General features: G+C 68.0%; 25 protein-coding genes. 17 read left to right on the top strand and 8 right to left on the bottom strand.

Annotated elements, in window-relative coordinates; all coding sequences use genetic code 11:
• Positions 1–3: 3 nt before the first annotated feature.
• On the bottom strand, positions 4–1,071 hold the full coding sequence (locus tag AC0VYM_RS11250) for a tyrosine-type recombinase/integrase (RefSeq protein ID WP_475461947.1): 1,068 nt from the start codon (positions 1,069–1,071) through the stop codon (positions 4–6).
• 198 nt (positions 1,072–1,269) lie between these two features.
• Between AC0VYM_RS11250 and AC0VYM_RS11245 the strand changes: the two genes are divergently transcribed.
• From AC0VYM_RS11245 to AC0VYM_RS11220, 6 genes are all read left to right on the top strand, one after another.
• Positions 1,270–1,773 carry a hypothetical protein gene (locus AC0VYM_RS11245; RefSeq protein WP_475461945.1) on the top strand — a complete coding sequence of 168 codons (504 nt, stop codon included), beginning with the start codon at positions 1,270–1,272 and terminating at the stop codon, positions 1,771–1,773.
• A gap of 221 nt (positions 1,774–1,994) precedes the next feature.
• Positions 1,995–2,903 (top strand): LysR substrate-binding domain-containing protein, encoded by a 909-nt coding sequence (locus AC0VYM_RS11240; protein WP_475461943.1) that lies wholly within the window; start codon positions 1,995–1,997, stop codon positions 2,901–2,903.
• Between the two features lie 78 nt (positions 2,904–2,981).
• On the top strand, positions 2,982–3,578 hold the full coding sequence (locus AC0VYM_RS11235; RefSeq protein WP_475461941.1) for a hypothetical protein: 597 nt from the start codon (positions 2,982–2,984) through the stop codon (positions 3,576–3,578).
• Between the two features lie 219 nt (positions 3,579–3,797).
• Positions 3,798–4,661, top strand: coding sequence for an MBL fold metallo-hydrolase (locus tag AC0VYM_RS11230; protein ID WP_475461939.1), 864 nt, complete (start codon positions 3,798–3,800; stop codon positions 4,659–4,661).
• Between the two features lie 283 nt (positions 4,662–4,944).
• Positions 4,945–5,613: an outer membrane protein assembly factor BamB family protein gene (locus AC0VYM_RS11225; RefSeq protein ID WP_475461937.1), complete on the top strand. Its 669-nt coding sequence runs from the start codon at positions 4,945–4,947 to the stop codon at positions 5,611–5,613.
• Positions 5,614–5,620: 7 nt separating this feature from the next.
• Positions 5,621–6,079, top strand: a complete 459-nt coding sequence (locus tag AC0VYM_RS11220; RefSeq protein ID WP_475461935.1) for a hypothetical protein — start codon at positions 5,621–5,623, stop codon at positions 6,077–6,079.
• Positions 6,080–6,657: 578 nt separating this feature from the next.
• Here the strand turns inward: AC0VYM_RS11220 and AC0VYM_RS11215 are convergent.
• Positions 6,658–7,332 (bottom strand): PadR family transcriptional regulator, encoded by a 675-nt coding sequence (locus AC0VYM_RS11215; RefSeq protein WP_475461933.1) that lies wholly within the window; start codon positions 7,330–7,332, stop codon positions 6,658–6,660.
• Between the two features lie 876 nt (positions 7,333–8,208).
• Here AC0VYM_RS11215 and AC0VYM_RS11210 point away from each other — a divergent pair.
• Positions 8,209–9,465, top strand: a complete 1,257-nt coding sequence (locus tag AC0VYM_RS11210) for a hypothetical protein (protein WP_475461931.1) — start codon at positions 8,209–8,211, stop codon at positions 9,463–9,465.
• A 254-nt stretch (positions 9,466–9,719) separates the two neighbouring features.
• Here the strand turns inward: AC0VYM_RS11210 and AC0VYM_RS11205 are convergent, their stop codons facing one another.
• The gene (locus AC0VYM_RS11205) at positions 9,720–10,403 is read right to left on the bottom strand and encodes a hypothetical protein (protein ID WP_475461929.1); all 684 of its coding nucleotides are present in this window, start codon (positions 10,401–10,403) and stop codon (positions 9,720–9,722) included.
• 326 nt (positions 10,404–10,729) lie between these two features.
• Here AC0VYM_RS11205 and AC0VYM_RS11200 point away from each other — a divergent pair, with 326 nt between their 5' ends.
• From AC0VYM_RS11200 to AC0VYM_RS11190, 3 genes are read left to right on the top strand one after another with little or no spacing between them, the layout of a single operon-like run.
• Entirely contained in the window at positions 10,730–11,257 is a 528-nt protein-coding gene (locus tag AC0VYM_RS11200) for a putative phosphothreonine lyase domain-containing protein (protein ID WP_475461927.1), read from the top strand.
• Between the two features lie 14 nt (positions 11,258–11,271).
• Entirely contained in the window at positions 11,272–12,504 is a 1,233-nt protein-coding gene (locus AC0VYM_RS11195) for a zinc-ribbon domain-containing protein (protein ID WP_475461925.1), read from the top strand.
• A gap of 57 nt (positions 12,505–12,561) precedes the next feature.
• Complete coding sequence (locus AC0VYM_RS11190; RefSeq protein ID WP_475461923.1) at positions 12,562–13,947, top strand: hypothetical protein; 1,386 nt, start codon at positions 12,562–12,564, stop codon at positions 13,945–13,947.
• 1,283 nt (positions 13,948–15,230) lie between these two features.
• On the opposite strand, the gene AC0VYM_RS11185 is transcribed toward AC0VYM_RS11190, so the two are convergent.
• From AC0VYM_RS11185 to AC0VYM_RS11165, 5 genes are all read right to left on the bottom strand, one after another.
• A complete protein-coding gene (locus tag AC0VYM_RS11185; RefSeq protein ID WP_475461922.1) occupies positions 15,231–15,551 on the bottom strand; it encodes a hypothetical protein in 321 nt (106 codons plus the stop codon).
• A 504-nt stretch (positions 15,552–16,055) separates the two neighbouring features.
• Positions 16,056–17,606, bottom strand: coding sequence for a hypothetical protein (locus AC0VYM_RS11180; RefSeq protein WP_475461920.1), 1,551 nt, complete (start codon positions 17,604–17,606; stop codon positions 16,056–16,058).
• Positions 17,603–18,082: a hypothetical protein gene (locus AC0VYM_RS11175; RefSeq protein WP_475461918.1), complete on the bottom strand. Its 480-nt coding sequence runs from the start codon at positions 18,080–18,082 to the stop codon at positions 17,603–17,605. Before AC0VYM_RS11175 ends, AC0VYM_RS11180 begins: the two co-directional genes overlap by 4 nt.
• Before the next feature lie 197 nt (positions 18,083–18,279).
• Positions 18,280–18,495: a hypothetical protein gene (locus tag AC0VYM_RS11170; RefSeq protein ID WP_475461917.1), complete on the bottom strand. Its 216-nt coding sequence runs from the start codon at positions 18,493–18,495 to the stop codon at positions 18,280–18,282.
• A 97-nt stretch (positions 18,496–18,592) separates the two neighbouring features.
• On the bottom strand, positions 18,593–19,117 hold the full coding sequence (locus tag AC0VYM_RS11165) for a hypothetical protein (RefSeq protein WP_475461915.1): 525 nt from the start codon (positions 19,115–19,117) through the stop codon (positions 18,593–18,595).
• Between the two features lie 696 nt (positions 19,118–19,813).
• On the opposite strand from AC0VYM_RS11165, the gene AC0VYM_RS11160 reads away from it, so the two are divergent.
• From AC0VYM_RS11160 to AC0VYM_RS11130, 7 genes are all read left to right on the top strand, one after another.
• Positions 19,814–20,077 carry a hypothetical protein gene (locus tag AC0VYM_RS11160; RefSeq protein WP_475461913.1) on the top strand — a complete coding sequence of 88 codons (264 nt, stop codon included), beginning with the start codon at positions 19,814–19,816 and terminating at the stop codon, positions 20,075–20,077.
• A 33-nt stretch (positions 20,078–20,110) separates the two neighbouring features.
• Entirely contained in the window at positions 20,111–20,656 is a 546-nt protein-coding gene (locus AC0VYM_RS11155) for a hypothetical protein (RefSeq protein WP_475461911.1), read from the top strand.
• Between the two features lie 35 nt (positions 20,657–20,691).
• On the top strand, positions 20,692–21,834 hold the full coding sequence (locus tag AC0VYM_RS11150) for a hypothetical protein (protein ID WP_475461910.1): 1,143 nt from the start codon (positions 20,692–20,694) through the stop codon (positions 21,832–21,834).
• 525 nt (positions 21,835–22,359) lie between these two features.
• Complete coding sequence (gene fxlM / locus AC0VYM_RS11145) at positions 22,360–23,601, top strand: methyltransferase, FxLD system (protein ID WP_475461909.1); 1,242 nt, start codon at positions 22,360–22,362, stop codon at positions 23,599–23,601.
• Positions 23,602–23,638: 37 nt separating this feature from the next.
• The gene (gene hemC, locus AC0VYM_RS11140; protein ID WP_475461907.1) at positions 23,639–24,553 is read left to right on the top strand and encodes a hydroxymethylbilane synthase; all 915 of its coding nucleotides are present in this window, start codon (positions 23,639–23,641) and stop codon (positions 24,551–24,553) included.
• Between the two features lie 150 nt (positions 24,554–24,703).
• The gene (locus AC0VYM_RS11135) at positions 24,704–25,357 is read left to right on the top strand and encodes an HAD family hydrolase (RefSeq protein ID WP_475461905.1); all 654 of its coding nucleotides are present in this window, start codon (positions 24,704–24,706) and stop codon (positions 25,355–25,357) included.
• Positions 25,358–25,527: 170 nt separating this feature from the next.
• Positions 25,528–26,046, top strand: coding sequence for a hypothetical protein (locus AC0VYM_RS11130; RefSeq protein ID WP_475461904.1), 519 nt, complete (start codon positions 25,528–25,530; stop codon positions 26,044–26,046).
• Positions 26,047–26,064: the final 18 nt, after the last annotated feature.

Raw genomic sequence — 26,064 nt, 5'->3', positions numbered from 1 at the left:
AGGCTACAGCCCGATGCTGCTGGTGGCGTTGTCCTGCGGGTTCCACTGATCGGCCACCCGCAGGTATTTGGCCAGCTCGGGAGAGTTGGGCTGCCACCCGCCGACGCGGGCGATGGCGACCACGTCGTGCCCAGCGTGCCGGGCAGCGGTCGCATACCCCGCGCGCAGGCTGTGCCCGGTCAGGTCCGCGAGGTCGGCGTCGCCGGTGCGCCGCCCGGCCCGGCGGATGACGTCGCCGACCGCGGCCGCCGACACCCCCTCCGCTCGCACGTGCCCGTGGCGGTCCACCCGCCGCAGCGCGGGCCCCGAGGTCACCCCGGCCGTCTGGGACCAGCGCATCCACGCGATGGCCGGACACGTGGCCGGGTCGGAGCCGCGCACGATCGCCACCCTCCGCCCCTGCCCGGTTTTGGAGGAGCGCACCCGCACCACCACACCGCGCAGGGCGCCACCGTCGTAGTCCACCGTCAGGTCTGCGGCCGCGAGCCCGGCCAGCTCCGAGCGGCGGGCTGCGACGGCGAACCCGAGCAGGAGCAGGGCCCGGTCGCGTAGGCCCGCCGGGGTCTCGGGGCAGGCGGCCACCATCCGGCGCAGCCCGTCGACGCTGAGCAGGGGCGCCTGGCCGCGCCCGGCGTCGATATGCTGTTCGGCCAGCCACCGCTCGTGCTCAGCGATGGCCCGCATCGCGTCCTCGCCCGCCCGGTGCGGGACGTGGGCGCCCGTGCGGCGCCAGGAGGAGACGATGCCGGACACCCGGCGACGTAGCGTGGCGGGGGCCGCGTGCTCCACGCCCACTCCGGGGTGGGCGATCATCCACCCGGCGAACACCGTCAGCGCGTCCGGCGACGGTTCGTCGGGGTGCAGGCCAGCGATGGTGCAGTACCGCTCCCAGTGCGCCCAGTCCTGGGCGTAGGCGGCCCTGGTGTTGGGGCGGGTGGAGCGGACACGGATCTGCTCGGCCAGGGCCGCGACGACCTGCTCGCCGCCGCCCGCGCGGGCGTCCAGATCCACCCGTTCGGGTACAGCGTTCAGAGACTGGGTGGGCGCGGTCGTCGTCAGGTCCTGGGGCATGGCGACCAGCCTAGGGTGGACGCAGCGGCCAGGAGATGGACCTTGGTGGGTCGGTCCTGGGTGTGAGCGGAGCTGGGACCAGATGATGTTCATGTCTCCGACTCTCCGACTCCGATGCCCCACTAGTAGTCAAAGATTGGGCGCTCAGTCTCTGCCCACCATGCTGATAGCAGCCATTCGTGATGCTATTTTTCTGACATGAGCGCGAGTGAACTCGAAGTGGGAGCCAGGGAACTTCTCGGAGATATTCAAAGCAAGAGGAGGGTCATATCGGACGAAATGCGTAAAATTTCCCTGAAGCTGGAACAGTTGCGACGGGAGGACGGGCAGCTGCGTGACATCCATCAGCGACTCCAATCGATGCTAGGGCAGCAAGGCGAGATGGTGGAGCACTTCGAGACTCCATCCGATGACTCGGGGCGAAGGTCGGGGATGGACCCCAGCGGACGCAAGGCGACTGTGCCAGTTGCGCAGCGTCGCCGGAAGATCATCGAGACCCTCCAGGATTCCGACAAGGACTGGTGGACATTCAGTGAACTATCGGATGCGATCGAAGAAGTGACGCAAAATGACAGGAATACCCTCCTGGGGTTGATAGATCAGGGAATCATCGAAAAGAAAAAGGACGGCTCACACCCAAGTGGTCTGCCTCGCGTCCTCTTCGGGCTGGCTTCCCCGCAGAAAGAGCAAATTCACCTGTAAGGGGTTGCTAGCTCGCGCCGTGTTCTACACCTGGGAAGCCGGGTGTGAGATGGCGCATGAGCGCGCTCCCTGTTCACCACGGCGGGTTGGGCGCCGGGAGCGGCTTACCCGCGAGCAGCCCGGGTAGGGAAACCCAGGAAAACCCTTTACCGGACATTGGCTCACTGAGGTGGCGCGAACACGTACCGTCCCCGGGACACTGCGACCCTGGGAGGCCCCCCTTGTCCATCGACTCCACCACCATCGACCTCGTGCGCGCCCTGACCGTGCACGACACCATCGCCGAGGCGGCGGCCGCGGTCTACCTCAGCCCCACAGCCGCCTGCCGCAAAATCAGCTCTCTGGAGGCGCTCGTGCAGGGAACCATCGTCAACCGCGGCGGCCAGGGCCGCCCCGTCCAGCTCACCGAACTCGGCCGCCGCTACCTGTCCTGGGGCGAGAGCGCCCGCAGAAGGTTCGACAGGATCGCCGCTCATGGCGAGCAGGAGGCCGGCACCGAGCTGATCCGCGTGGCGGTCCTGGGCGCCGCCCTGGCCGACACCGGCCCGGCCATCCTGGAGGAGTTCCGGGCCCGCTGGCCCGATGTGCGCCTGGCCCACGTGCCCGTGCACTCCCCCACCCTCGCGGACCCGCTCGCAGGCGCCGACATTGCCTTCGGGCAGCTCTTGGGCGATGAGGCCCATGAACTGGGCTACCGCGCCCACACCACCACCACCGCCCCCCGGGCCGTGGTGGTGCCGCGCAGCTCGGACCTGGCCGACGCCGAATGGCTCAGCCCCCACCACGTCGCCGACGCCGAATGGCTCTACGCCGACCCCGGAGGGGCCCGCTACGCCCGGTGGATGGACGACCTACCCCTCGCGGAGGCCTCCCGAGCCACCACCCTGGAGTCCCCGGAGGAGGTCAGCGCGGCCGTGGAGGTCACCGGTAGCGTCGCGCTGCACACCATGTTCGCCGCCGACGCTTTTGAGACCGCGCACACCAAGTTCGTGCCGCTGGCGGGCCGCGCGGTCAAGCTCGGGGTGGCCATCCGCGCCGCCGACCCGCCCCCGGCCCTGGAGGCCCTCTACGAGCTGGCCGTGCTGTGCCACAACAATCTCGACGCGTTGGGAGAACTCAACACCGAGTGAGGGCGCCTGCGTCTCGCCCAAGGGTCAGTCCTCGGTGAGAGGATGAACCCCCGGCCCTGCCGACCCTCGGAGTTCTCGATGACCGATGCACCCACCCGCCGAAGCGCTCGCATCGCGTTGCTCGGCACGGTCATGGCCGGTGTACTCGGCACGGCGTTCACAGTCGTGATCACCGGCTGGAGGGAGTGGGACGAGGTGTCCTGGGTCGTACTGCTCCACGCCGCAGTGGGGGCCTGGGCACTCACACTGTGGCGGTCGGCCTGGCCCGATCGCGTCGGGGCGGTGTGCACCCTCCCCGCGCTCACCCCGATCCTGCTCGCAGTGACCCAACTGGTCTGGGTAGAGCTGTCCGCCGCTGCGGTGGTGTGGGCGTTCGTCGGGGCCGCCATCGTCAGCGTGGGCCGACTGTTCTGGGAGCGCGCCGAACGTCCCCGGCGCATGCTCGGAGTCGTGCGCGACGCCCTGAACCTCCATGACCCCGATTTCGTCCGGCCGATGAGTTGGATGAGCTCCCTCACCACCGTGTACGGGCTGGCCCAAGACATACCGGCGGCCGACCGTGAGCAGTGCGTTGACCGGGCCTGCTCACTGTTGCGCATGGCTGGAGCTGACCCAGCCGTAGCCTCGACCGAGACGTCCACCCACGTCACGGGCAGGTCAACGGTGTCTCGGTGAACCTGGAACTGCGCTGCTCACCCACCGCTGTTGCAAGCTCATAAGGGACGAACACCGAGTGACCTGCGTAGAACAACCCGTGACCGTTCTGTCAAGGGGTTCCAGTTGCGGATATCGCATCCCACACCGCACCCCGCCGTGGTGACCTGATCCCAGGTCGCCCCACCGAATCCTGTACCACCTGGGCGGCCCCGCCGCACGGACCAGGAGGTAGCCAGGATGGACGCGACGCTGACCCGCACCCACCACCACACGAACAGCCCCGGGGCGCCCACCCTGAGCCGCCCCAGCAGCCGGGTGTGGACCACACGGTGGACCGCGAGCCCGGGCGCCAGCCTCCTGGTCGGACGCGGCGCCGAGCTGACGGTCGTGGACCACGGCATGAGCGCCGAGGCCACCGAACGCCTTCTGGCCGAGGTCGCCACCGCCGCCCCGGCCCTGCGACTACGCCGGATGGTGTGGCTGCGCTGGGACCACGGCTCCGGGGAGCGCACCCCTGAGCACGCTGAGCGCCTGCACGCCGGCCAGATCCGGGCCGCCGCGAACTTCGCCCCCGGCTCGCCACACGTGCTCAGCCACCAGAGGCCGATCCCGAGCTTGCCGGGGGTCAGCGTGCACGCCCCCAGCACCGACCAGCTGCTGCTGTGGGACCGCACTGACCGCATCCTCCTGGCCGGGGACCTGCTGGCCCCTGTCGCCCCCGAACTCTGGGGGCTCGCCCCCTCGCAGGCCGAGCAGGCCCTGCGGTGGATCAGCGACTGCGCTCCCCGCCAGGTTGTGGGCAGCCACGGCACTCTGCTCTCCGGCGCCGACATCGAACGCGCCATCACCAGCCGCCTGACCTACCTACGCGTCCTGCGCCAGCAGGCCATCCGAGCCCACCGCAGCGGTGCCACCGAACCCCTGGCCCTGCACCAGGCCCTGACCGAGGGCGTCCTGACGCAGTGGCCCGTCGCTCCCGAGCGCCACCTGATCAACCTCCACGCCGCCCTGGCCGAGCACACCGGCCGGGCCCTGGACATGGACGCCGCGGCCACCGACGTACGACGGATCCTGGCCGAACGCGGCACGCGCCTGCGCTGACCACACGGGCCCGCCCCTTCCTCCCCAGGGGCGGACCCTCTCCCAGCACTCCACCCCACTGGAGTGCGGCCCCCGGCGGTGACCACGCCGGGGCCCCTCGCTTGCCCGTTGGGCGCACCTGCGGCGCAGACGGCAGAATCGTCGCATGCGCACAACACAGGCATATCCCGCTCCCCCGTGAGCCGTGGCGGCATTGGCGCTCAGCTTTGTACTGGCCTGGGAGTGGACCGCCCAGGGGTACTCGGGCGATCTGGATGTGACCCCTCTACCCAAGGGGGCTCTCGTGCGTACCTCCCACGGTGTGTTCGCGCTGGACGGTGCGACCGGGCGGGAGCGATGGAGCTTCACCGTGGACGACGAGGACGTCCGTGCGTTGACCGACGTGTCCTCCTCCGGGGAGCGGGTGCACGTGATGTACCCTAAGCAAGCACCGGACGAGAGGGTCCGGGCAGCTAACGATGAGGAGGACTTCACGCCTACGGTCGCGTGGCGCCGGGTGGTCCTGGACGGAGTCAGCGGGGAGATCGTCGGCGACTTCGAGGAGCCGATCGCTCCCGATGTCGAGAGGCCCGGGCCCTTCAACGTGGGTGTGGCCGGTGACGATGGTGTCTTCCACCTGGAGGGCAGTGACCGGCTCTCGGCCACGATGCTCTCCGACCAGGACGGCTCCGAGCTGTGGCACACCGAGGACCTGTTCACCTGTGAGGGGTCGAAGGTGCACCGGGCCGATCGTCCGGTGGTGTTCTCCGAGGCGGTGGTCGTGCGGGCGGGGTGTGGTTCGATCGAGGCCGAGCTGATCGCTTTGGACCCTGAGGACGGGTCCGTGCTGTGGCACCTGGAGGGTGAAGAAGGAGCGTTTCTGACCTCCGAACGCCGCCACGTTCGCCGCGGGCGAGCTGCTTCCCGTCTACCAGGACCGGGGACCGGAGTACCAGGACGAATGGTTCGGTGAGCTGTACGTGTTCGACCCGGTCTCGGGTGAGGTCGTGGGCGAGGCGACGGGGCTCCAGGACGAGGGCTTGTACCTGGCTCGCACGCTTGAGCAGGGGTTCCTCGTCTCCCAGCGCGACTCCGGAGCGGACTCCGTCCGCTATGAGCTGCGGCGGTTCGATGGCAGGTCCTTGGGCACGGCGGAACAGGCGGTGGAGACCTCTTCACCCGGCGCGTACGTGCTTGCCCTCGAGGACTCGGTGGTGAAGTTCGCGGACTCGAGAGATGGCGGGCCCAAGATCAGCGTGGCCCCGTGGGGTGGAGGAGAAGCGTTCGATGTGGATGTGCCCGAACCCACCCAGGCCCCTCTGCCTTCGGAGCCCAGGCAGCCGGAGAACCGGTTCGAGGCTGTGCCCGGGGCTGTGGTGCTGGTCGACCTGAGCGGCGCCGAGGGTGAGGGTGTCAAGGTGTTGGGCTTTGGTGAGTAGGCAGGAGACGATGACGCCCCGGGGTACCCGTCGCACACTCCTGGAACCCTGCGGTGGGATAGGGTGACCTGCATCATTATCCCCTGTGAGGGATCGGCGGCACCTGTAGACCGTGCCGTGTGCCTGACCCCGACAACAGAGGAGATGCCCTCATGCACGGTCCCGTCCACACCATCCAATTCACCAGTCTGCGGGTCAAGGCCAGCGGCCGTATCGGGTCGAGCTGGCCGTGACCTTCTCGGAACAACTGAGCATGGCCGTGACCTGCGGCTGGGTGACCACCACGCTCACCCGCTACGCCGCTGGCTCCTGCACCGCGACGATGTCCTGGTCGGCACGGTGTGCCGCCGGTGGGATGGCACCTGGGAGGGATTCGAGAGCGAACGTCGGTGCCAGATCACCCGAGCTGCGACACGCCAGGACGCGGTCCAGGCCCTCATGGGTGCGGAGCGCGCTCAGTGAGAGCGTCGAACCGCCGCGGCCAGGGGACATGTCCTGGCGGGCGGCGCTGTCTACTGGCTGAGCGCCTGCCTCTTCACGACACTGTGACCGGCGACCTGCACGGTGCCTCTTCGGTGTCACCCGTCGGCTCGGGTCAGCGCTCCGACAACCTGGATCATGACGGCGCTCCGCGATCTGTCGGGGTAGCCCTGGTAGACGGTGCGCACCTGTCCGCTGGCGGTGAGGGCGTCAGGGTCCTCTCCCTCGCCTCGCACTCGCTCTGTGAGCAGCTGGTAGGGCTCCATGCTTTGAGTTCGAGCCCACTGGCGGACCTGGTCGTCGTCGACCGCGGACACCGCGGCGGCGTAGAGCAGCGCGGCCAGCATGTCGCGGGCGGTCTCAGCGAACGGGTCGACGAAGCCGTCGGCGTCGGGCCCGGAACGACCCATCAGCTCGTCGGCGCGCAGGCGGGCCGCGGCCAGCGTCGGGCGCACAGCAGGGGCGCCGTCCGTCCACTTGGCGACCAGCGCACGGGCGTGTACGCGCCCGGCGTCGGTGAGACGGTAGCCCCGACGCGCAGGACGACCCTCCGCGTTCTCATCGATGTCCTCGAACGTGCCCGTAATCCAGGCGTCCCGCCTCAGGCGGGCCAGGATCGGGTACAGGCGCCCGCTGGAAAGGCGGGTATCCTGCATGAGGTCGTAGCCGAACCGCTGCTGCTCGGGGTCGGTGAGGAAGACGCGCAGCACGCGGACGTGTCGGGGCTCGACGGCGCCGGAGCGGCGCCGCCACCAGGTGGTGATCGGGGTCATGGGGTCGTTCCCTTCTCAGATGGTGGTGTCGACGCTGTCGGGGTTCACGCGGCGGCCCAGAGCGGCGCCCAGAAGGGGCTCGCCGTCAGTGCCGGTGGTCTCCAGCACCGTGCCGGTCATCTCATAGATAGGTGTGTCGCCACCCGGGCCCTCAACGCCACCCACGCCGAGCGGACATCTGAAGACCGAGTACGGACCAAGCCTAGGTGGCACCCGTGAACTCCTCGGCCGACCTCCTGGACGACGCTCTCGCGGGGGTCGAGATCCACTAGGATGATCGTGGGTGGTTTTAAACCCCGGTCTCAAAGTGGTCGCTGCGACTACCAGGGCGATCGCTACGGCACGGTGCACGCGCCAGGTCCGCCCATACAGGTCGCGGTGTCCAGCGGGGTGTTCACACGCTCTCCTCAACCAAGTCCCGCACGCTGGCGTTGTGGTCCTCTTCATGGGTCTGGAATCGACAGACATGCATGTCCTGGGAATCGTAAACCTTCTATAATCGAAGGTCTTTTCTTGGTCGAGGGCCCCGGCGGCGCTCAACCCACGCGACCATGGAAGGTGGGCGGCTCCGGTCAGCGGGTGACGTGCGCACCGCGTGGGGGACACGGTGTACCCCATCGTGTTGAGATGTCTGGGGCTCGCCCCCCGAGAACAGCGCGACCATCATCGACTACTGCCCTACGTGCCCCCTCGACTGGCGGGAAGAAGAAGCCTTCAGGGACTGGCCTACTCAGGAGCAAAAGCCGCCACCGAGGAGCTGTCTCAATTCCGAACACAGGGCAGGAATGAGCGCTACCCTGGAACCTCATTCGCCCTCTGAGGGACCCCTGTACCGTCGTGCCGCCTACCTAAAGCAGACCAGACCAGGAGCCCTTCATGCAGCTGGCCGCCCACTCCTTCCAACGCGCCGGAGCGCACGCCGTAGCCGCCATGTGCGACCGGCACTCCCCCGCACAAGTCGACCTCCAAGACCTTGACCGGGTCGAGGAGATCATCATCAACGACGCACTGCGGGCCGCGCACGCCCCCAAGCAAGGCCCCGGCTACGCCTGGGCGATGGCCCTGGGCGCCGCCTTTCCCAACTCCCCCGTGGCCCACCCCCACCGCTACCACCACAGCCAGGACCAGATCCGCGCCTCGCTCCAAGACCAGTTCGCGGCCGACGACGACGCGCCCTGGTACTGCTCCTGGTGTGACGCCCCGGCCGCGCGACGGTGGGGCAAGAGCCTGCTGCCGCTGGCCGAGTCGTCCTCCTACCTCAACACCGCCCAAGGCGGCGTAGGCGGCGTTCCGCTCTGCCGTCCATGCCGGATCGCGATCTGGGCGCTGCCCTACGCCGCCTACAACAACGGCGCGAACCTGGTCACGGCCGACACCGACGACCAGGAACTGGCCCACGCCCTGACCGTGAAGGCGTTGAAGCGCAACCGCGCGGCCATCGACCAAAACCTGGTCGCGTGGCCGCAGGGATGGAACACCGCCTGGTTGGCCGAGGCACTGGTCGAGCGGCCGAGCGAGCTGATCAGCGAGCGCTGGCGCAACGACAACCGCGAGCCCTTCCTCACCCGCCGGGTCGTGGACACGACCACCGCGCGCTGGTGGGCGCGCCTGCCGGAGGAGATCCGCGCCGAGGTGTGTGCGCTGAACACTCCCAAGCCGGTGTGGGACCTGCTCTCCCAGGACCTACACTCCAGCCCCTCGCGCTACCACCCCTTCACCCTGTTGCACGTGATGTCGCACCAAGCCCGCGAGGCGGCCCTGGAGGAAGCAGACCTTCGGGCCTGGCGGCTCTCGGGCGCAGTGATGCTCCTCGTGGCCTCCGGGTATGCCCAGGAGCGCGGAGTCGACACGGGACCGACCGAAGCGCTGGTGGATCAGATCGCGCCGCTGTTGGGGGATGCCGAGGAGCGGCGGACGTTCGTCGCCGGACGCATGCGGGTCCAGCAGTGGCGCACGTGGCTGGAGCGGGCCTCGGTCGAGCGCCTACTCACGGAGGGGACCGCGTCTGCGCTGATCACCGCAGAGCAGTGGGACTTGTTGTTCGGCGGTGAGGAGACGTTCCTCCACCGGGACCTGTTGGTGGCCGGTGTGCTGTTCCACCACGGCCACCAACAAGTGCCCACCGGCCGGTAGGCCCCTGGGCCGATCGTGGAAGTGCGATCGGCCGTGGGTTATGTGTTCTTCAGGGTCAAGCAAACCAGCGCATCGACATCGCGTCGCCTAGGTCACGGCACTAGACAATGAGACGTCGGTGCAGCTGATGATGGTGGTCGTTGGGGAGCAGGAGTACCAACCGAAGCAGTCGTTCGATCTCGGGAGTCATGTGGGACACAGGAGTGACCTTTCCATCGGAGTCGCGCTGCGGTAGTGAATCATGAGGCCGAACCCTATCCCTTGACCCAACTGCCATTACTGTCCAGCTGCCAGCCTCGGCGATCAACACTTTGAACAAATAGCTCACCACTCTGCATAACTGACACTTCAGCCAGAAGGAAGAGATCGGAACCGATAGAGGTTGCGCCGTCATCGGTGGTATTGACGAACCTCACTTCAGTGGTGTTCACGCTGTCAGAATGCGAGAGGGCGCACTTGACCGGCACCACTGCGGAAGAGTAGTCCTCTTCCATCTCAGGGCCATCAGCCGAAATTCCAGTGAAGACATAATACGCAGCTTCCTGAGGCGGCCTGGCGTCGTAGTATTGCTCGGCGAACTCCGCGAGCCGCGCCAAGTCAGTATCGGTGTAGCCGAAATCGTATCTGACTGCACACTCGGAAGGGCCCTCTGCCTCGGTCGCGGTGATCGTGACGGATTCGAGCATCCGCCGCTCCGCATACTCCGGGTCCATCTCGATGAGCTCGTCGGGAACCCGGAACTCGATGGTCTCAGCCGGACCCATTGTCGATTCGGTGAAATCGAACAGGAACGAGGAATCGGTTTCCTCTACTGACTCCAACGGATCCTCAGCGGAACTAGGCCCTTCAGACGGTTCAGAGGAAGAGCAGGCAGTGAGCGCGAACACAGCAGCCATGCTCGCAGCCGCCAGCCGCACGGCAGGATTAATGCTGTTCACGGGGGTTGATCTCCTCAAAACTTAAATGAGACCCAGGAAGCATATCGCTCTCTGTTTTACCGTACTGCATGCACTTCAGAATCCCATAGATAGGGACGGCCACTCTGTGTCTGGAGCGAACCGCAGGTGCGGGCGGCCTGGGACAACGACCCGCGACGGTACTGGCGTCCTGGTCGAGTAGCTGGCCCCGATTCGACCGAGGCCCGGACGCCACTCTCCCCAGGCCCGGACTGGCCAACGAGCCCGAGTTCGGGGAAAAACCCCCTCCGGCTGCCGGTGAAGCGCGATGCTGAAGGCTCTGCTGGCGAACGAGAAGGAGTCCCACGATGTCCCCCTGGCGCTACGCCGTGAACCTGGCCGCGACCGAGACCGAACGCAAGGAGGTGGCCGAGTTGGTCAACGCCGGGGTCACCGGCAAGTGGATGCCCTTCACTGCTCCCGAGCGGGTGAACGAGGTGTGGGCGGCCATCGTGGAGGCCACAGAGGCCGGCAGCCTGGGCTGGAAGGCCAAGGTCGCCACCGAGGACAAGCCCGGCAAGGACCGGCTCATCTGCGTCTACACCAAGGACTGGCGCGACCGGCGCGACGTGGCCCGCGTCCTGGGTGAGCTGCGAGCGATGGGCATCGACCAGCGTCTGTCCTACAAGGAGGACGCCGCCACCCACGCCCTGCTCTACGGCCAGGGCGCCTCCCTGTACGTGGCCGGCCCCGGCAGGGACGGCTTCAACAAGCGCCGTGACGCCTGCACCGCCCAGGACCAGCACCCGATCTTCGGAGCCCCCGGAGAGGAACCCGAACGCACGGTGGAAGAGATCTTCGAGTGCACCGAGCCCTACGGTCCCTTCCCGAACTGACAGGGAGCACCGCCATGCCAGCCACAGAGGAAGGTGCGCGCCCGGTGGGCACGCTACCGCCCGAGGTCGCCGCGAGCTGTCACTTCGAGCGCAACGTCGACAGCGGCCTGGACCCAATGACCGTGCCGCCCTCCAGCCCCATCGAGGTGTGGTGGAAGTGCGAGCAGGGTCATGAATGGTTCGACCGGATCTCCACCCGCACCTCCCTACCCAAGTGGAAGAACGGGGACGTGGCCGCCTGTCGGAAGTGCACGGGGTTCCGTATCCGCCACACCTACCCCGGGTGCGGGCACAACGAGATGATCACCACCAACGCTGCAGGCAAGCGGCGTCAGCGGTGCTGGCCCTGCCAGAACGCCTGGTGGAAGGCCAACGAAGGGCGTCTCAAGGCTGAGCTGAGTGCCGCGGCGCGCGGGTTCGCCGGGCAGGCCCGCGAGATGATCGACGACATCGAGGTCGAGCAGGCAGCCCCGGTTGCGCTGGTGGCCGAGTGGCGGTGGTGGGCTGCCAAGCATCTCCAGGGCGCTCTGGCTGCCGAGCAGGTCATGGACAAGACCGGACGCGTGGACCAGGTGCTGGGTCTGGTCCGCGACCGGGCTCAGCACCTGGTGCCGACCAAGGTCGAGGCGGGTCGGGCCGCTGCCACCGACGGGGTCATCAACGTGGTGGGGCGTGGCCACTGGGCCCAAGGGTGGCTACACCACCTCACCGGCCGCTCCCCCGACCCTGCGCCCACCGAGGAGGTCGACCAGGCCGCCGAACGGCTCCGCGCCTGGCTCACCGACTGGGCTCGCGCGGCTGTGGCCGACCACGAGGTCGAGGACGGCGCCTCCTCCACCGCTCGGCTGACCACCGCCCTGACCCGGCAGATCAGCGCATGGGCCGAGGAGTTCTACCCCGCTGACTCGGGCGGCCACGTGTATGGCGTGAGCTGGGACTGCCCGTCCTGCCGCCAGGCGCCCAGCGTTACGGGCGCCTGGACGTGGTGCTGTGGCACCCGGTCTCCGTCACCGTCGTGGTCGAGATCGACTCCGCCCCCAACCGCTCCTCGGCCGCCAGGCTGGCCTTCGCCCGCGACGTCGGCGTCCTGCTCCTGTGGGTGCGCTTCGGTCAGGGGTCGGCGGAGGGGCCCGAGGGGTGCCGGTGGTGGACCTGCGCCAAGAGCTCGCGCCCATCCACCAGAGCCGGTGAGCACGGCCCCTCACACAGAATCCGGGGTCTGGCGGCGGGCAGTGCCGTCGGGCTGAAGTCGTGTTCCTCGATTTCGCCCCCAGATCGGAGACAGCCCGGCCATACTGCTGTTCGTGAGCTACACGTTGGTCGAAGCACGGTTCGACTCGGACCTCCATGCGCGCTGGTCAGTCTTCTTCGACGACCTACACGTCAACTACCTGTACACGCCCTGCACGTTCAAGGACAGAACGGGCAGAGACTACTCGCCCGCATTCTGGCTTCCTGAGCAGAAGGTGTGGTTTCACGCCGAGGAAGAACAAGCACCGCGGTGGTGGCACCAGTTCCAACTGACGACCACGACACGGCTGCGGACCACCGGAACACAGAAGGCCGCCCCTCAGTGGCGTGGTGATGCGCTCCTCGCGGTCGGCCCGATTCCCTTTCCGTGCACCATCGACGCGACAGTGTGTCCCTGGCACAACCACAGCGAAGCTGAAATGCGGGTGGATGGGGAGAGCGATTACCAGTGGACGCTGTGCCTAGTGTGCGACAGCTTCGGCGCCACCCACCTCGGGTACGCCGAACGGCTGCCGTGCCGGTGCCTGGATCGCGAGGGCCACAGGAAAGTGGACAACGGCAGCGACCCTCAGATCCTGCGCGCCTACCGTTCTGCCCGAGAGGAGCGCGCCATCAGGCCGACCCGCTTTGGGAACGGAGTCATCCGTTCCGCGATCCTCAAGTCCGGGGGCGCGCCTCAGGTCCAGAGCCGCCGTTGCGCGGGTGCGTGCCGATCGCTCGCGGAGCTGACGGTCGAGGATTCCCCTGGGGGCCCCGGTTCCTTGGAGGGCGCCGGAGCACTGTGTGGGCTGTGTCCGGAGCTCGTGTGCGGGGAGTGCGCGCAGCGGCCGACCGATGAGGTCGGCGGGCACTGCCAGGTGTGCGTGCCACGCCCCTTGTTGAGCGAGTTCAGTGCGCGCAAGGCTCTCAACGAATACGTCACCGTTCAGGCCGGACCCCGAGAGTCTCCTGATTTCGAGAAGGCCTGCGCCTTCTTCAATAGCGATATCAACGAGTCCATGGGAGTCCGTTCTCGGCCCGAAGCCAGCATCGCTGAGCTTGTGGCTGGTCTGAACTACGCCCACGACGAGACCGACTCCGCGGAACCCGGCCTCGCTCACATCGCGACCCGACGCAAGGCGCGCAACGATGCCTACTACAAGGAGCTGCGGGAACGCGATAAAGCCGCCAAGACGAGCCCTCTCAGCCCAGCTCAGCACGACTACCTGGTCAGGCTCGCCCGTCGAGTGGGCCCCGAGGTCTTCGACGCCCACCTGGCGATCGCGATTCGGGGCACTGATATCGCTCCGCGGGCGCGCAGAGAGCTGTGTGTGCGGGTGATCGACCGGTTGACCGGGGCTACCGCGAGCAAACTCATCACGCGGCTCAAGGCCCACCCGCGTAGGCCTGCCCCGAAGTCGACGAGGTCGGCCGCCCCACTCACCGACGATACGGTCTGACGGCAGCCATAATCCCGCTGGAACCTTCAGACGCACCCACACCCCCGCACGCCGCTACGACGACGCTCACCGCTCCGGCAGTTCCGGCCCGCACCGGGCGGTCGGCCTTTCGTCTCGCAGCAGAGCTAGTGTAGGCGCGGCCTCTCCCATTCAGGCAGGGGCCGCCTCTCCTACAGCTGGAGTCCAGGGAGCGAGTGCGGAGGCAGGGATCGCTGTTGTGCTTTCCGGGGTCATCCCTCTTCTGCCGAGCTCTGGAAGCGCAGGAACTCCTGAAAGTCCACAGCGGCGTCGACAAGCAACTTTGTGGCCTTCGGGAGCACGATCCGGTGGTAGTACGCCCACCTGTGATTACGGTCGACGATGTCGTCGTCGACTTCGTGAACAGCGAGGGAGGGGCTCTGGGCGGATCTTCACGCATTCTCCTTGGCTGTGTGTGGGGTGGCACTCCAGCCTGAGAGGACACCATCTCAGATGCGCCCAGCCCGGGTCCTTATCCGTGTTGTTCAGCAGCATGGGCCATGGCGGCCCCGCGAGCCTCAGCCTCGGTACTCGCGGGGCCTCGCGCTCCACATAGTCGACTATGAAGAGGGTTGGTGTATCGGTCCTGGCAGATCCACATCCAGGGGAAACGCGGGTTGTTCTGGTCACGGCGTATCAGCCACCGCATTGGGGTGTCCGACATCGCGGGCTCCTTAAACGTGGTCGTGCCTCAATGAGAATGTTTCACTGCAGACCGTGTTCAGTCACGCATCCATTGGTGTCGATCGTCCAGAGCGTCGAGGCGCTCAGGAGGCAAAGCCCCGATCTGGGTCCAGCTCATCCCCTCCTTTACACGAAGGTCGTGGAGGATCAGCCGGAGCACGGTGGGGTCTTCCACGCCCAGCGACAACGTCACCCTCTGGGCGGCCCATTCTTGTTCACTAAGCCCAGAATCCTGGGGAGGGATCACCAGGGGCCCGTCTGGGCGTGGGCTAACCGGCGCTGTCGCTTCGCCGCCGGTATCCCGCCGCCAGGGTCCGTTGCGTGTCCAGCCCAGGAGCGCCAAGGCCCGATCGAGATCAGCGTCGGCTGCGGGCTCATCAGGGTGGGGGCGTTCGGCGCATTCTGAGTGGTCATCGTGATCGCCGACATAGACGTGCTCGGTATATGGATACTCCTCGATGGTGTACGTGCGCGCAAGGGGTTCGTCTTGATGTGCCGTCATGCTTGGCCTCTCAGATACTGATCATGAGTGGAAGAACGCCTTCAGGGCCCCGATGAGGAGCGGCAGTATCCAGCATGGTTCATTCCTTGTGGTGGTGCACGGGCGGCAGCGAGGCTCGAACCCGGGCCTCCAGTGAGTGCGTGGTGGGCTCGGGCGGCTCCACGAGTCCGGACAGGAGATCAGTGCCCCGGTTCAGTGCCAACTCACGCTCGTGGTCGCCGTTGTCGTGGCCGCTGTGGGCCAATCGCAGCAGCCTCGCGGCACGCTCGAACCGCTCGGGATCGGGCAGGTAGCCAGGCCCGACCCGACGCGCATGGGCCCGAGCTTGTTCCCAGGAGGTCTCCAGGTAGTACACCGCCTGCGCGTAGCGCTCGGTATGACCCCCGGCCTGCGGCTGCATGGCCTGAAAGAAGAGCGCGGTGGCTCGACCTTGACGTCGTTCAGCGCCGGTGCGGCCAAGAATGCCTCCAGGTCGGTTCGGTACTCGCCCCACGCCTCCCGGACCCGGGCGTGCCGTTGTTGTACCCGCTGCACCTGGTCGGCTGCCGATCGGCGTTCCTGGACGCGTACGAGGCGCTCCTCGCGTTGGCCAAACCACCAGTCGCGCACGGCGCGCCAAGCTCGGCGGGGCAGGGACCGTCCGCCGTAGACGGCCGCCCGGGTCCGGGAGGCGTGGGGCGTGGGTTCACGTGTCTCTTCCCTTCTGGCGTTCACCGCGGGTGTAGAGCCCGACGGTCACAACCCCCAACACCGCACCGAAGACGCCCCCCCCACGGGGAAGGGGCGGTGGATTCGCCATTCCAGGCGACGGCCAGCGGGATCAGGAAGGCGGGGATCGCACAGGCGACGATCACGGCGTCGCCGCTGAGCACGGTGCTCCAGAGGGCGGGCGCCAGCGGGGAGTTCACGGGTCCACCAGCTCTTGGTTCCGAAGTAGGATGGCGGTGGCCAGGGGGAGCGCCTTGATAGCCAGGTCCGTGAGGCGACGCTCCTGGGCCGAGGTGATCAGCCGGGCGCGTGCCATGCTCATCAAGGCAGTCTTGGGCAGGACTCCGTGCTTGAGGACGTCGTCCTGGTGCTCGTGGGCAACGTTGGCCAACCCCACCGCCATGCCGTGGATGTCCAAGAGCTTCTGGGCAGCCTGACGCACCTCTCCCCCTTGCTCTTCCTGGGCTTCCTCGCCCACCGGCGCTGTGGATAGGGCTCGGCGTGCCAGCTCCAGCGCGCGCTCCCGTGCCAGCTCATCCGCGTCCTCGTACTGCGCCAGCGCGACCAGAGCCGTAGTGGTCTCGGGCGCGGGCCGCGCCGCCAGGGTGGTCTTCGGCAGATCCAGGGTGGTCAAGCCCAGCCAGAACGGAACCGTGTACTCCCGGGCCTGATCCAGGGTGCCCCCCTCGGAGACGGCGGCCCGCAGGAGCGCGCCGAGCAGGCGACTCGCCAACCAGAGCTCGACCCCGTCGATGGGTTCCTCCAAGGCCTGGACAAGGGTACGGGCGTAGGAGAACAGGTCCTCCGCCGATTCGGCTTGGGCGTCCGGTTCGGCTACTTCCTCCGCCGGTGTGACGGCGGCCCTCAGGTAGTCCGGGGCACCGGTGAGCACGACCAGCAACCGGAGTGCGTTCTCAGTGGCCAGTCCGGCGGCCGCCGCGATTTGTTCGGGGTCGGCCCCCTGCGGCAATCCGAGTGCGGCCGCGATGTCCGCCGGGTCCTGACCGGCGAAGTGCTCGGCGGCGCTGTTCTGGCGCAGGACGGGGTACACCCGCCCGGCGTGGGTGCACACCCGGTTGATCTCCTCCGTGGCGGCGTGTGCGTCGTCGTCGGGGACTCGCTGGTCGTCGATGACGTCGGTGCCGACCAGCGCTCGCAGCGCCAGGGGTTGCAAGGCCTGGAGCAGGGTGCGGGCGCCGGGGCCGGTGAGCAGCGGGACAGCCCAGCGCAGTACCCGCCCTCCGACCTCACCGTCCAGTTCCTCGCGGTGGCCGAACGCGAATCGGCCGGTGTGCAGGTCCAGTTCCAGAGTCACCGGTCGGGGCTGGCCTTGGGCGTCGTGGACCAGCAGGGCGAGCGGGTCGGCGCTGGGCTCCTCCACGCGCACGCGGTTCTCGCGGTAGCGCTCTTGGGCGGTGCGGAGCCGCATGTGTGTTCGAGCAGCCAGGGAGCTCGCGTCCATTCCGGCGGTGCGGGCCGCGCTGCCCGCCGCGACCTCCAGGACCCGGGCCTGTTCGGCGAGGAGGCGGGCCCCGGCCGCCAGGTCAGCGAACGCTTCGGCTCCGTCGAGGCGGGCGCGGCGCATCGCGGCCCGTGCCGAGGCGGGGCTCAGCTCGCCGAACGTGGTGGTGGCCAGGCGCAGGAGGTCGTCGGCGTGCTCCTCGGTGAGACCGGAGGGCCACGCAACGGTGACGGAGCTCTGGTCGGGTCCACCCTGTTGGATGGAGGTGGGGTCGATGGCCGTCATGACATGGCCTGCTTTCGTGTGCGGTGCAGGGCAGCAGCGAGGTTGCCCAGGACGAAGGTCACGATCAGGGCACCCAGGGCCCAGCACAGGCGAGCAGCGACCGGGCCGGGGGCGAGAAGGTACATGGCCACGGCAGGGCCGAACAGGAGAGCCCACGAGCCCAGGAAGCGCCCCGCCGACAGCACGATGGTGAGCCACAGCGAGCGATAGAGCAGCTTCTGGGCCTTGCCCACGACCTGTCCGTGCCACGACTCAAAGGCGGTGTCATCCGTCCGGGGGCGGCGGGTCCCCACGTTGACCACGATCAGTGTCAGTGTCAGGGCTCGGGCCAAGAGGGGGTCCAAGCCCGCAGCCACGAGCCGCACACCGGCCTGCCCATGACGGGCCCACACCCGCCGCAGGTGCTCGGCCTGCTGCTCCAGGGGCACATCGAGCGGTACCGGGTCAGGGCTGCTGGCGTCGCTTCCCTCGTCCATGTCCAGGCGCTAGGCGAGCGCGGCCGTGGCGGCTACGGCGGCGCGCTGCCACCGCCGCGTGCGTGGCCCGGGCAAGTCGCGGTTGAGTTGGCGCAAGTGTGCGGGGTCCAGGTCGGTGGCGCTGGCGTGTACCGCGCGCACCACAGCCTGATGGGCCCGTTCGGCGGCGGTCGTCGGCATGCAGGTGTGGGCGTCCATCAGGGCGTCCGTTCTGTGGGGGGCAGCTCGCCGTCATAGGCCTCGTCGGCCTCCACGTTGATCCCCCATCCCAGGTCGGCGAAGCGGGGCTCAGCGGCCAGGGCGTGTACTTCCTGGACGAAGGCGTTCCACAGCCGGGCGTCAGAGATATCCTCCTCCGAGCCGTGGTTAGACAGTGCCGCGCTCGCGGTCAGGTAGCGGCGTTGACGGCCCATGGTCTTTCCCTTTCGTTAGGAGATCCGTGCCGGGAACACACACCCACTGCTCACGGTCAATGGGGTGTCCGGGGTGTCCTGAAACGGGTGAAGCCGCTCAGTCCTGCGTCCTGATCCACTCGCGCATCTCCGCTCCGGTGATCCTCGTCCCGGACGGCAGAGTCACCGTCACGTCGTCGCCGAACTGGGCACCGGACATCATCCGGATCATCGCCGCGTCCTCGTCCGTCACCTGGTGGGCGTGCAGAGGTGCGAGCTTGTTGTCAACGAAGCTGTCCTGGGCGCGCTCTCGCCCGCGTTCCACTTCGGCTGCGAGAGCCGGGTTGGAGGTGTGCATGCGGGGCAGGATCTCGCGACCCTCGGCGCTGTCCCAGAGGTCCCGCTGGGGATGCTCAGCAAGCACCTGGGGGCGGCAGATCATTTGCGCGTAGGGCGTGAGCGTGCTGGAGGGGGTGTGCTTGGGCCAGAAGACCCGGCCGCCGACTAGCTGGGAGGGGTTGTTCCTGATCCGCCAGATCTTCTCGCAGGTGGGGCAGGTCCACTCGAAGCCGCTCGGCTTGAGCCACCAAAGGAACGGGCGGGGGCACTGCTGTCGGGACTTCTCACCCATGGTCCTACTCAACGGGGGGCTCCTTGCGAGGGCGGCCGCACACGGTCAGCGTGTTCGCGGGCAGTGAGGTGTCTCTGCTGTCGGGGTGCGCGGTGGCCCGCGCTGGGGGTTACTCGTGCACCGTAGCACCCACTCCCCCATCAGCGCGGAGCTCCGCGCAGAACTCCCAATTTCTGTGGATGCGCGGACCACCGCGCATCCATGGAGCCTTGTTCTGTACGCGGACCTCCGCGCAGACGGCTTCGTGGAGTGTGATGCGCGGGCTCCTGCGCATCACCCCATCTGGCCCCGGATGACGCGGACCTCCGCGTACCGGAGCTTCTACGCGGAGATCCGCGCATCCTGACCCTCCATAAGGAAGCTTATGGAGGGTTGGCCCCGTGTCCAGCACCCGGGAGGGCTGTTGCGGTTCACCCCCAGAGCCAGAACGCCGTCAGATGGACACAGCGGGGCGCGGGGGCCGATCGTAATGAATCCACGCCAGCGTGCGACCAGCTTCGCGCGAGAGGTGCGCTGTGTTGCGTACAGACTCAGGGCGAGTGTCTTCAAAAACACAATGTGATGCACGCCACATGACACGGGTGTCATATGACACTCATGTCATATAGTCTGGCTCACATGACATCCACGTCACCCCACAGTGGAACGGGCCGCCACGCCCACCACCCGGGGGCGGCGCCCGCCCACTCCCTCTGCCAAGGAGCCTCCGTGTCCGCTGAGACCGACCGCGCCGACCTCGAACTGACCCGCGCCCACGCTGGGGCCACGCCCGTTCGCCATCAGGAACTGGGAAGGATCCTCGCGGCCAACCTCGCCGACGACCTCCCCGACATCGACCCCCAGACCCGCGCTCGCGTGGCCCTGCACATCGGCAAGATGATCGCCCAGGTCTCCGCAGGCGCCCACGACAAGTCCGGAACCACCTGGGGCAACGTGGTCCTGATCGCCGCGGTCAACCAGGACCAGAGCTGAACCCCGCCAGTCCACGACCAACGGAGCAGAGCCATGCCTGACACGCCCGCGCACCCGCACCTGGCCGCCGATGTCGACCCGCCCACCAACGCCCAGATCCTGGACGAGGCCCACGCGCACAGCACCCGCTTGGCCGCGCGAGCCAACACCAGCGAACGGCTGGGCGTGGACCCCGCCCTGACGGCGGTGTCCCTGGCCGCCGAGGGGCTGTGCGAACTCACCGCCCCCGAGGACCCCGACCTCCGCCTCGCCGCTCGCGACTTCGGCAGGGCCTCTCTGGCCGCCTTGGCCGAACAGACCGACGGCCGCACCTTGGGAGCCCTGCGTGCCTCCACCGCCGAAGCCCACACCCTGGCGTCGCGGGGCGGGCCGCCCGTCGCCCGGGCCCTGACGCTCACCTACACCGATGACCAGGGCGAGCACACCGTGCACCTGCACACCCAACCCACCGGCGCTCTGGAAGTGGACAGCACCGCCATCGACCATCCCCACGCCCATGCCGAAGTCGAGGCCGCCCTGACCACGCTCGTGCGCGCGCTGCGGCACCTGCCCGCCGGAACCTGGCACGTCGACCCCTGACCCGAAGAACCCCGTACCCCGAAAGGACCTCGCTCGTGAACGACAAGCCCCTGCACCCCCACCTGGCCAGCCTGGAGGCCTTCCGCGAGGCCCTAGCCGCTGACGTGGCCTCACCCACCGACGCCGAGCTGCGCGCCTACGCCCGCAGCTTCAACGACCCGGTCCTGGAACTGTGGGCCTTGGGCGATGTCACCGAACTCGCCGAACGCGTCCGCCACGCCGGTGTGGTCCACGCCCGCCTGAACGGAACCAAGGTCAAACCCCTGGCCGAGCACCTGGAGGTGGACGAGCGCACCATCCTGCGCCAGTACCCGCTGCCCCGGATCGAGATCCGTACCGTGCCCGAGCAGGACCCGCTGGAGCTCTACGAGCGCCGCCCCGGATCCACCGCCGCCCAACCGCTGCTCCTCCAGCTCGACCTGGAGGACGGAGACCTGTCCATCTTCGCCTTCCCCGAGGCCGACCCTGCCTCCCGCCCCGAGAGCGTGGACACCGGAGTCCTGGTGCGATGGGACCTGCCCCTGCTCACCCCCAGCGACGCGAACGCGCTGATGCGCCAGGTCAAACCTCTGGCGCAGCGGATGCGGTTCGGCGCCGTGCTGGCCCAGGACGAGACGGGGCTGATGCACGCGAGTCTGGACGATGACGCCGACCAGGCCCGCGCCGCCGTCGACCAGCTCTGCGCGGACCAGATCCACAACGCCCTGGAGGAGCACGACGCCGACACCTTCTTCGGCGGCTCGGCCTCGCGCACCGCGGCCGACCTCGACCTGACCGCAGCCTCCACGCCCGAGCAGATCGCGGCCGCGGCCGCCGCCGCCGAACGTCAGGCCCTGGGGGACGGGGTCATCCTGCTCGGCGCCGCCGAGCACCTGGAGCAGGTGGTGCGGGCGCTAGAGGTGGACACCGAACTGGTCCTAGCCGTCTTGGAAGGCCCCTACACCGGCAACGGAAACGTCGCCGAGTACGGGATCCTCGAACACCTGCTCGGCGAGAACACCGAGGTCACCGCCTGGGTGAACACTCAGCAGTCGCTGCTGGAAGAGAACACGAACCGCTGGATCGCGGTGACCTTCGATCCCGTTGACACTTCCCACCCGAAGAAGGTGTTCGAGGTGGACGAGGACACAGCCCGCGAACTCGCCCAGGAACTTGCCCGAGAGGACGACACGGAATGAGCACCATGGACGACCGAGGCGTCATACGAACCGACTGACCAACCTGGTCCAACAGCATCCTGAGGCAGAGTTCGACTCCACCCCAGCACACTGCCTGGTGGTGGTGCGCTTCACAGCCACGCCAGGCCTGACCGGTGCCGTGGCTTACGACCAGGCGAGCCGATGGGTCGCCGAGGTCAGCTACCGAAGCCCAGGAACGGATCCGGGCCTGCGCCCCGACTTCACGTGCAGTGACGAGGTCGAAACTGAAGCGGAGCTGCACGCGGCACTCACCCGGGCCATCGCCAGAGCCCGCACGAGGCTTCACGTAAAGGCCCCCTGAACGCAAGCTCTGCCACTACACCCTCCCCCCTGCGCCGAAATACACAAGGGTCTGGTCAGGTGCTGCTCCGCGCCGGGCCGGGCCGGTGGAAAGCAACCATGCCTGGACGGTAGCGCTTGCCGGCTCTTTCACAGAACAGCCCTGCCCTCGTGTGCTGGCGTTCTACGCTGGCTCTGCCCGCAAACTCCCCCAGGGAAGGCACGATGACCTCGACCACCACCCGGCATTCCCACCCTGCGCTACGCGAGGCCATGGTGGACCGTCTGGCCCAGGAGCTATCTCTCACCAACCCGGTAGCCGAAGCGCTGCTCGCTGTGCCCCGGCACCTGTTCGTGCCCCACGCCCCGGTGGAGAACGCCTACGCCGATCGAACGGTCTCGGTCAAGGAGGGTCCGGATGGCGACTCCATCAGCTGTGCCTCGCACCCAGCTGTGGTGGCCCGCATGCTCGTCCAAGCGCAGATCGAGCCGGGGATGCGGGTGCTAGAGGTAGGCGCTGGCACAGGCTACAACGCGGCGCTGCTCGCACACCTTGCTGGCTCTGAAGGGCAGGTGGTGAGCATCGACGTCGACCCCGACCTTGTCACAACCGCTCGCGCCCACCTGGAGCAGGCCGGGGCGGACACGGTGCAGGTGCGGTGCGCCGACGGCGCACTGGGAGCGGAGGATCTGGCGCCGTTCGACCGGATCATCGCCACCGTGGGAGCCCACCGTCTGCCCCTGGCGTGGCTGGAACAGCTCGCTCCTGGTGGGGTGTTGGTCGTGCCGATGCGGGTGGTCGGGGATGTGGGCTATGCGCTGGCGCTGCGCCCCCACCAGGACCACTGGGAGTGCGGCAGCGCGGAGCTGTGCAGCTTCATGCCGTTGCGCGAGGGGATCGGGGATGACTCGCGTCGGCTGGTGGACGTGTCCGGCGATGGTGGGGTGCGGTTGCAGGTCAACCGGGAACAGGACATCGCCGATGCCCAGGTGGAGGGGGTGTTGGCCGAGCCCGCACAGACGGTGTGGACCGGGGTGCGGTTCGGTGGCATGGAGCCGCTGGACGCCATGTGGTTGTGGCTGGCGCTGCACCTGGAGAACACGCTCTCGCGGTTGATGTTCAACCGTGAAGGGGAAGCACGTCACGGGTTGGCGCGTGGTCTGGGGTGGGGCGCGATGGCCAGTGTGCCGGTCGGTGAGCGGGGGCTGGCCTACCTCACCCACCGGGTCCTGGAGCCTGAGGGCGCTCGGGGGCCGTGCACGGAGATCGGTGTGGTCGGGCACGCCACGGCCGGACAGGCGCTGGCCCACCGTGTGTCCGATCTGATCAACGTGTGGGCGCCATACCGGCGCACCAGGCCCACCTACACCGTCTATCGCACCGAGGCGCGAACGCCCACCCCTGGCCCTGGAGTGTTCGTGCTGGACCGGGGCCCAGTCCGGCTGGTCCTGACCTGGGATCTGTAGGCGCTCGGGCCGTAGCCTTCCGTCAGGAAGAGGATGCATGTCCACATGGAAGATCGGCTCCAGGGGGAGCCGTCTGGCCCAGACCATGGTGATCGAAGTCCTGGGTCATCTGAGCGCCGTCCACCCTGAGCACTCGTGGGTGCGGCGCACCATCATGAGCGCGGGAGATCAGGACCGCACCAGCAGTCTGCGCGACCTCGCCTCTTCCGGCGCCGGGGTGTTCGCCGGCGCCGTCGAACAGGCTCTGCTCGACGGCGAGATCGACGTGGCCGTCCACTCCCTGAAGGACCTGCCCACCGTCATCACCCCGGGGACGATGGTCGCTGCGGTCCCGCGCCGACACGAGGTGCGCGATGCTCTGTGCGGGGCCACTCTGGAGACGCTCGCGCCCGGGAGCAGGGTGGGCACCAGTGCGCCTCGCCGCGTGGGCCAACTCCGCCACGCCTGCCCCGGGGCGGTGGCGGTTCCGATCCGCGGCAATGTCCCTCCCCGGCTACGGCAGATGCGCGAGCGGGGCTTGTCCGGGGTGGTGTTGGCCGCGGCTGGCCTGCACCGGCTGGATCTGCAGGAGAACATCACCGAGTACCTGGACCCCACCCGGTGGCCGCCCTCCCCCGCACAGGGGGCGATCGCGGTGCAAGTGCGCACCGCCGACACCGCGTTGGCGCGGGTAGTAGCTGCGGTGCACGACGAGGAGGCGGCTGCCACCACACGGGCTGAGCGCGCCCTACTCCAGGTGTTGGGAGGTGGCTGTCACGTCCCCATCGGCGCCTATGCCACCATCCACGCCGGGCAGCTACACCTGCTCGCCTCGGTGACGCCAATCGACGGCTCCACCACCGTCCGCGCGGAGGCCACCGGGTCGGCCGACCAACCGGAGGAGGTGGGCGAGTGTGCAGCGCGTCAGCTCCTTGATGAGGGGGTGGAAGAGGTCCTGGCCTCCAGTGCCTGAGGAGCAAAGCGCTGACTTCAGACTGCGAGGACGACCGCGGACGTTGTGTGGTGTGAACGCGACCGAGCAGGGCAAGCACTGTCCTGGCCGGAGCCTCGCCGCAGCACAAGCATCAGCCGTCCCTTCACCTCGACGAATGGACAGATCCCCATGTACTCCGTCCCCGCCTCTCCCCCGTTTCGCGGGCTCATCCTCGACTTCGTCGGTGTCCTCACCAGCGAGGTGGGCCCCGCGCTGCGAGGCTGGTGCGTGAGCCAAGGCCTGCCTGCCCACGCCTGGAGCCACACTCTGGGGCGCCACCCCGAAGGGCGCCGTCTGTACCAGGAGTTGGAGGCCGGGCGTTTGGCCCAGGCCGAATGGAATCGGTTGACGGCTCCGCTGCTGGAGGTTGAAGAGCACCACAACCTCATGGGGCGGGCGTGGGCGCAGGTGCAGCCTGCCCAGGAGATGATCGAACTGGCACGCGCAGCGCGCCAGGCGGGTGTGAGGACGGCGCTGCTGTCTAACAGTTTCGGCCGCGACCCCTATGACCCATACCAGGCACTCGGTGTGACTGGCCTGTGCGAGGTGACGGTGCTCTCCGAGGTGGAAGGCATCGCCAAACCCGACCCGAGGATCTACCAGCGCACGTTGGACCAGTTGAGGTTGGACAGCGCCGAGTGCGTGTTCGTCGACGACAACCCCGACAATCTCACCTCCGCTCAGGAACTGGGCATCACAACCGTGCACGCCGACGGCAGCCCTGATCTGGCTAAGCGGCTCGGGAACCTACTGGGCATCAGTCACACCAAGGACGACGCCTGAAGGTTCCGTCCTTGCCCGGTTCGCGGACCAGCGTGGTGCGGATGCAGCTCACGGAGTGTGCCAGTCCGACCTGTTTCGCGGCTTGGCTGAGTTGGCGGGACGGCTTCGATGGCCCAGCCGCTTCCTGTTCATCTGGTGCGGTACCCAGCCTCTCGACAGAATGGGTGCCCATGAACTTCCGACAGCTACGGTCAACTTCGACCGGCGCCTCAACCACCCTGACCTACGGTTCCTTCACGATCGAGGTCACCCCGGGTGTGCTCACCGCACCAACGATCGCTTGGTTCCTGCAGGGGGCATGCCCGCTCATGGCCTGGGCGCTGGTTCAGCGGGCTGCCCAGCACGGCCGCGAGTGGGAGTTGGCCATCATCGGAGATGCGCTCGACTGGGGCGATTGGTGGCACATGGGTGCCTTGACCGAGGACCAGGAGTACTTCGTTGACGCCGAGGGGGCCAAGGACGTCGAGGAGGTATGCGAACAGTGGCAGGAGGAACACCGCGAACGCCGCCACCCTGGCCACGACACCGCGCTGCGGACCATCAAGGACTCCTTCTTCCATCTGATCTGGCATGACCCGCGCACCGTGGACCCGGTCACCCGCGAGGTGACTCTGGAGTTCGCCGATCACATCCTGTCCACTGAGGGGTTGGTGGAGTCACCTCCATTACGAGGCGGCATTGTGCCCTGAGCGACCGCCAGTATCGGT

It is taken from the genome of Nocardiopsis sp. iso_237 (assembly GCF_056173345.1).
The sequence above is the reverse complement of the archived record's forward strand: the minus strand, read 5'-3'. Positions and strand labels throughout refer to the sequence as shown.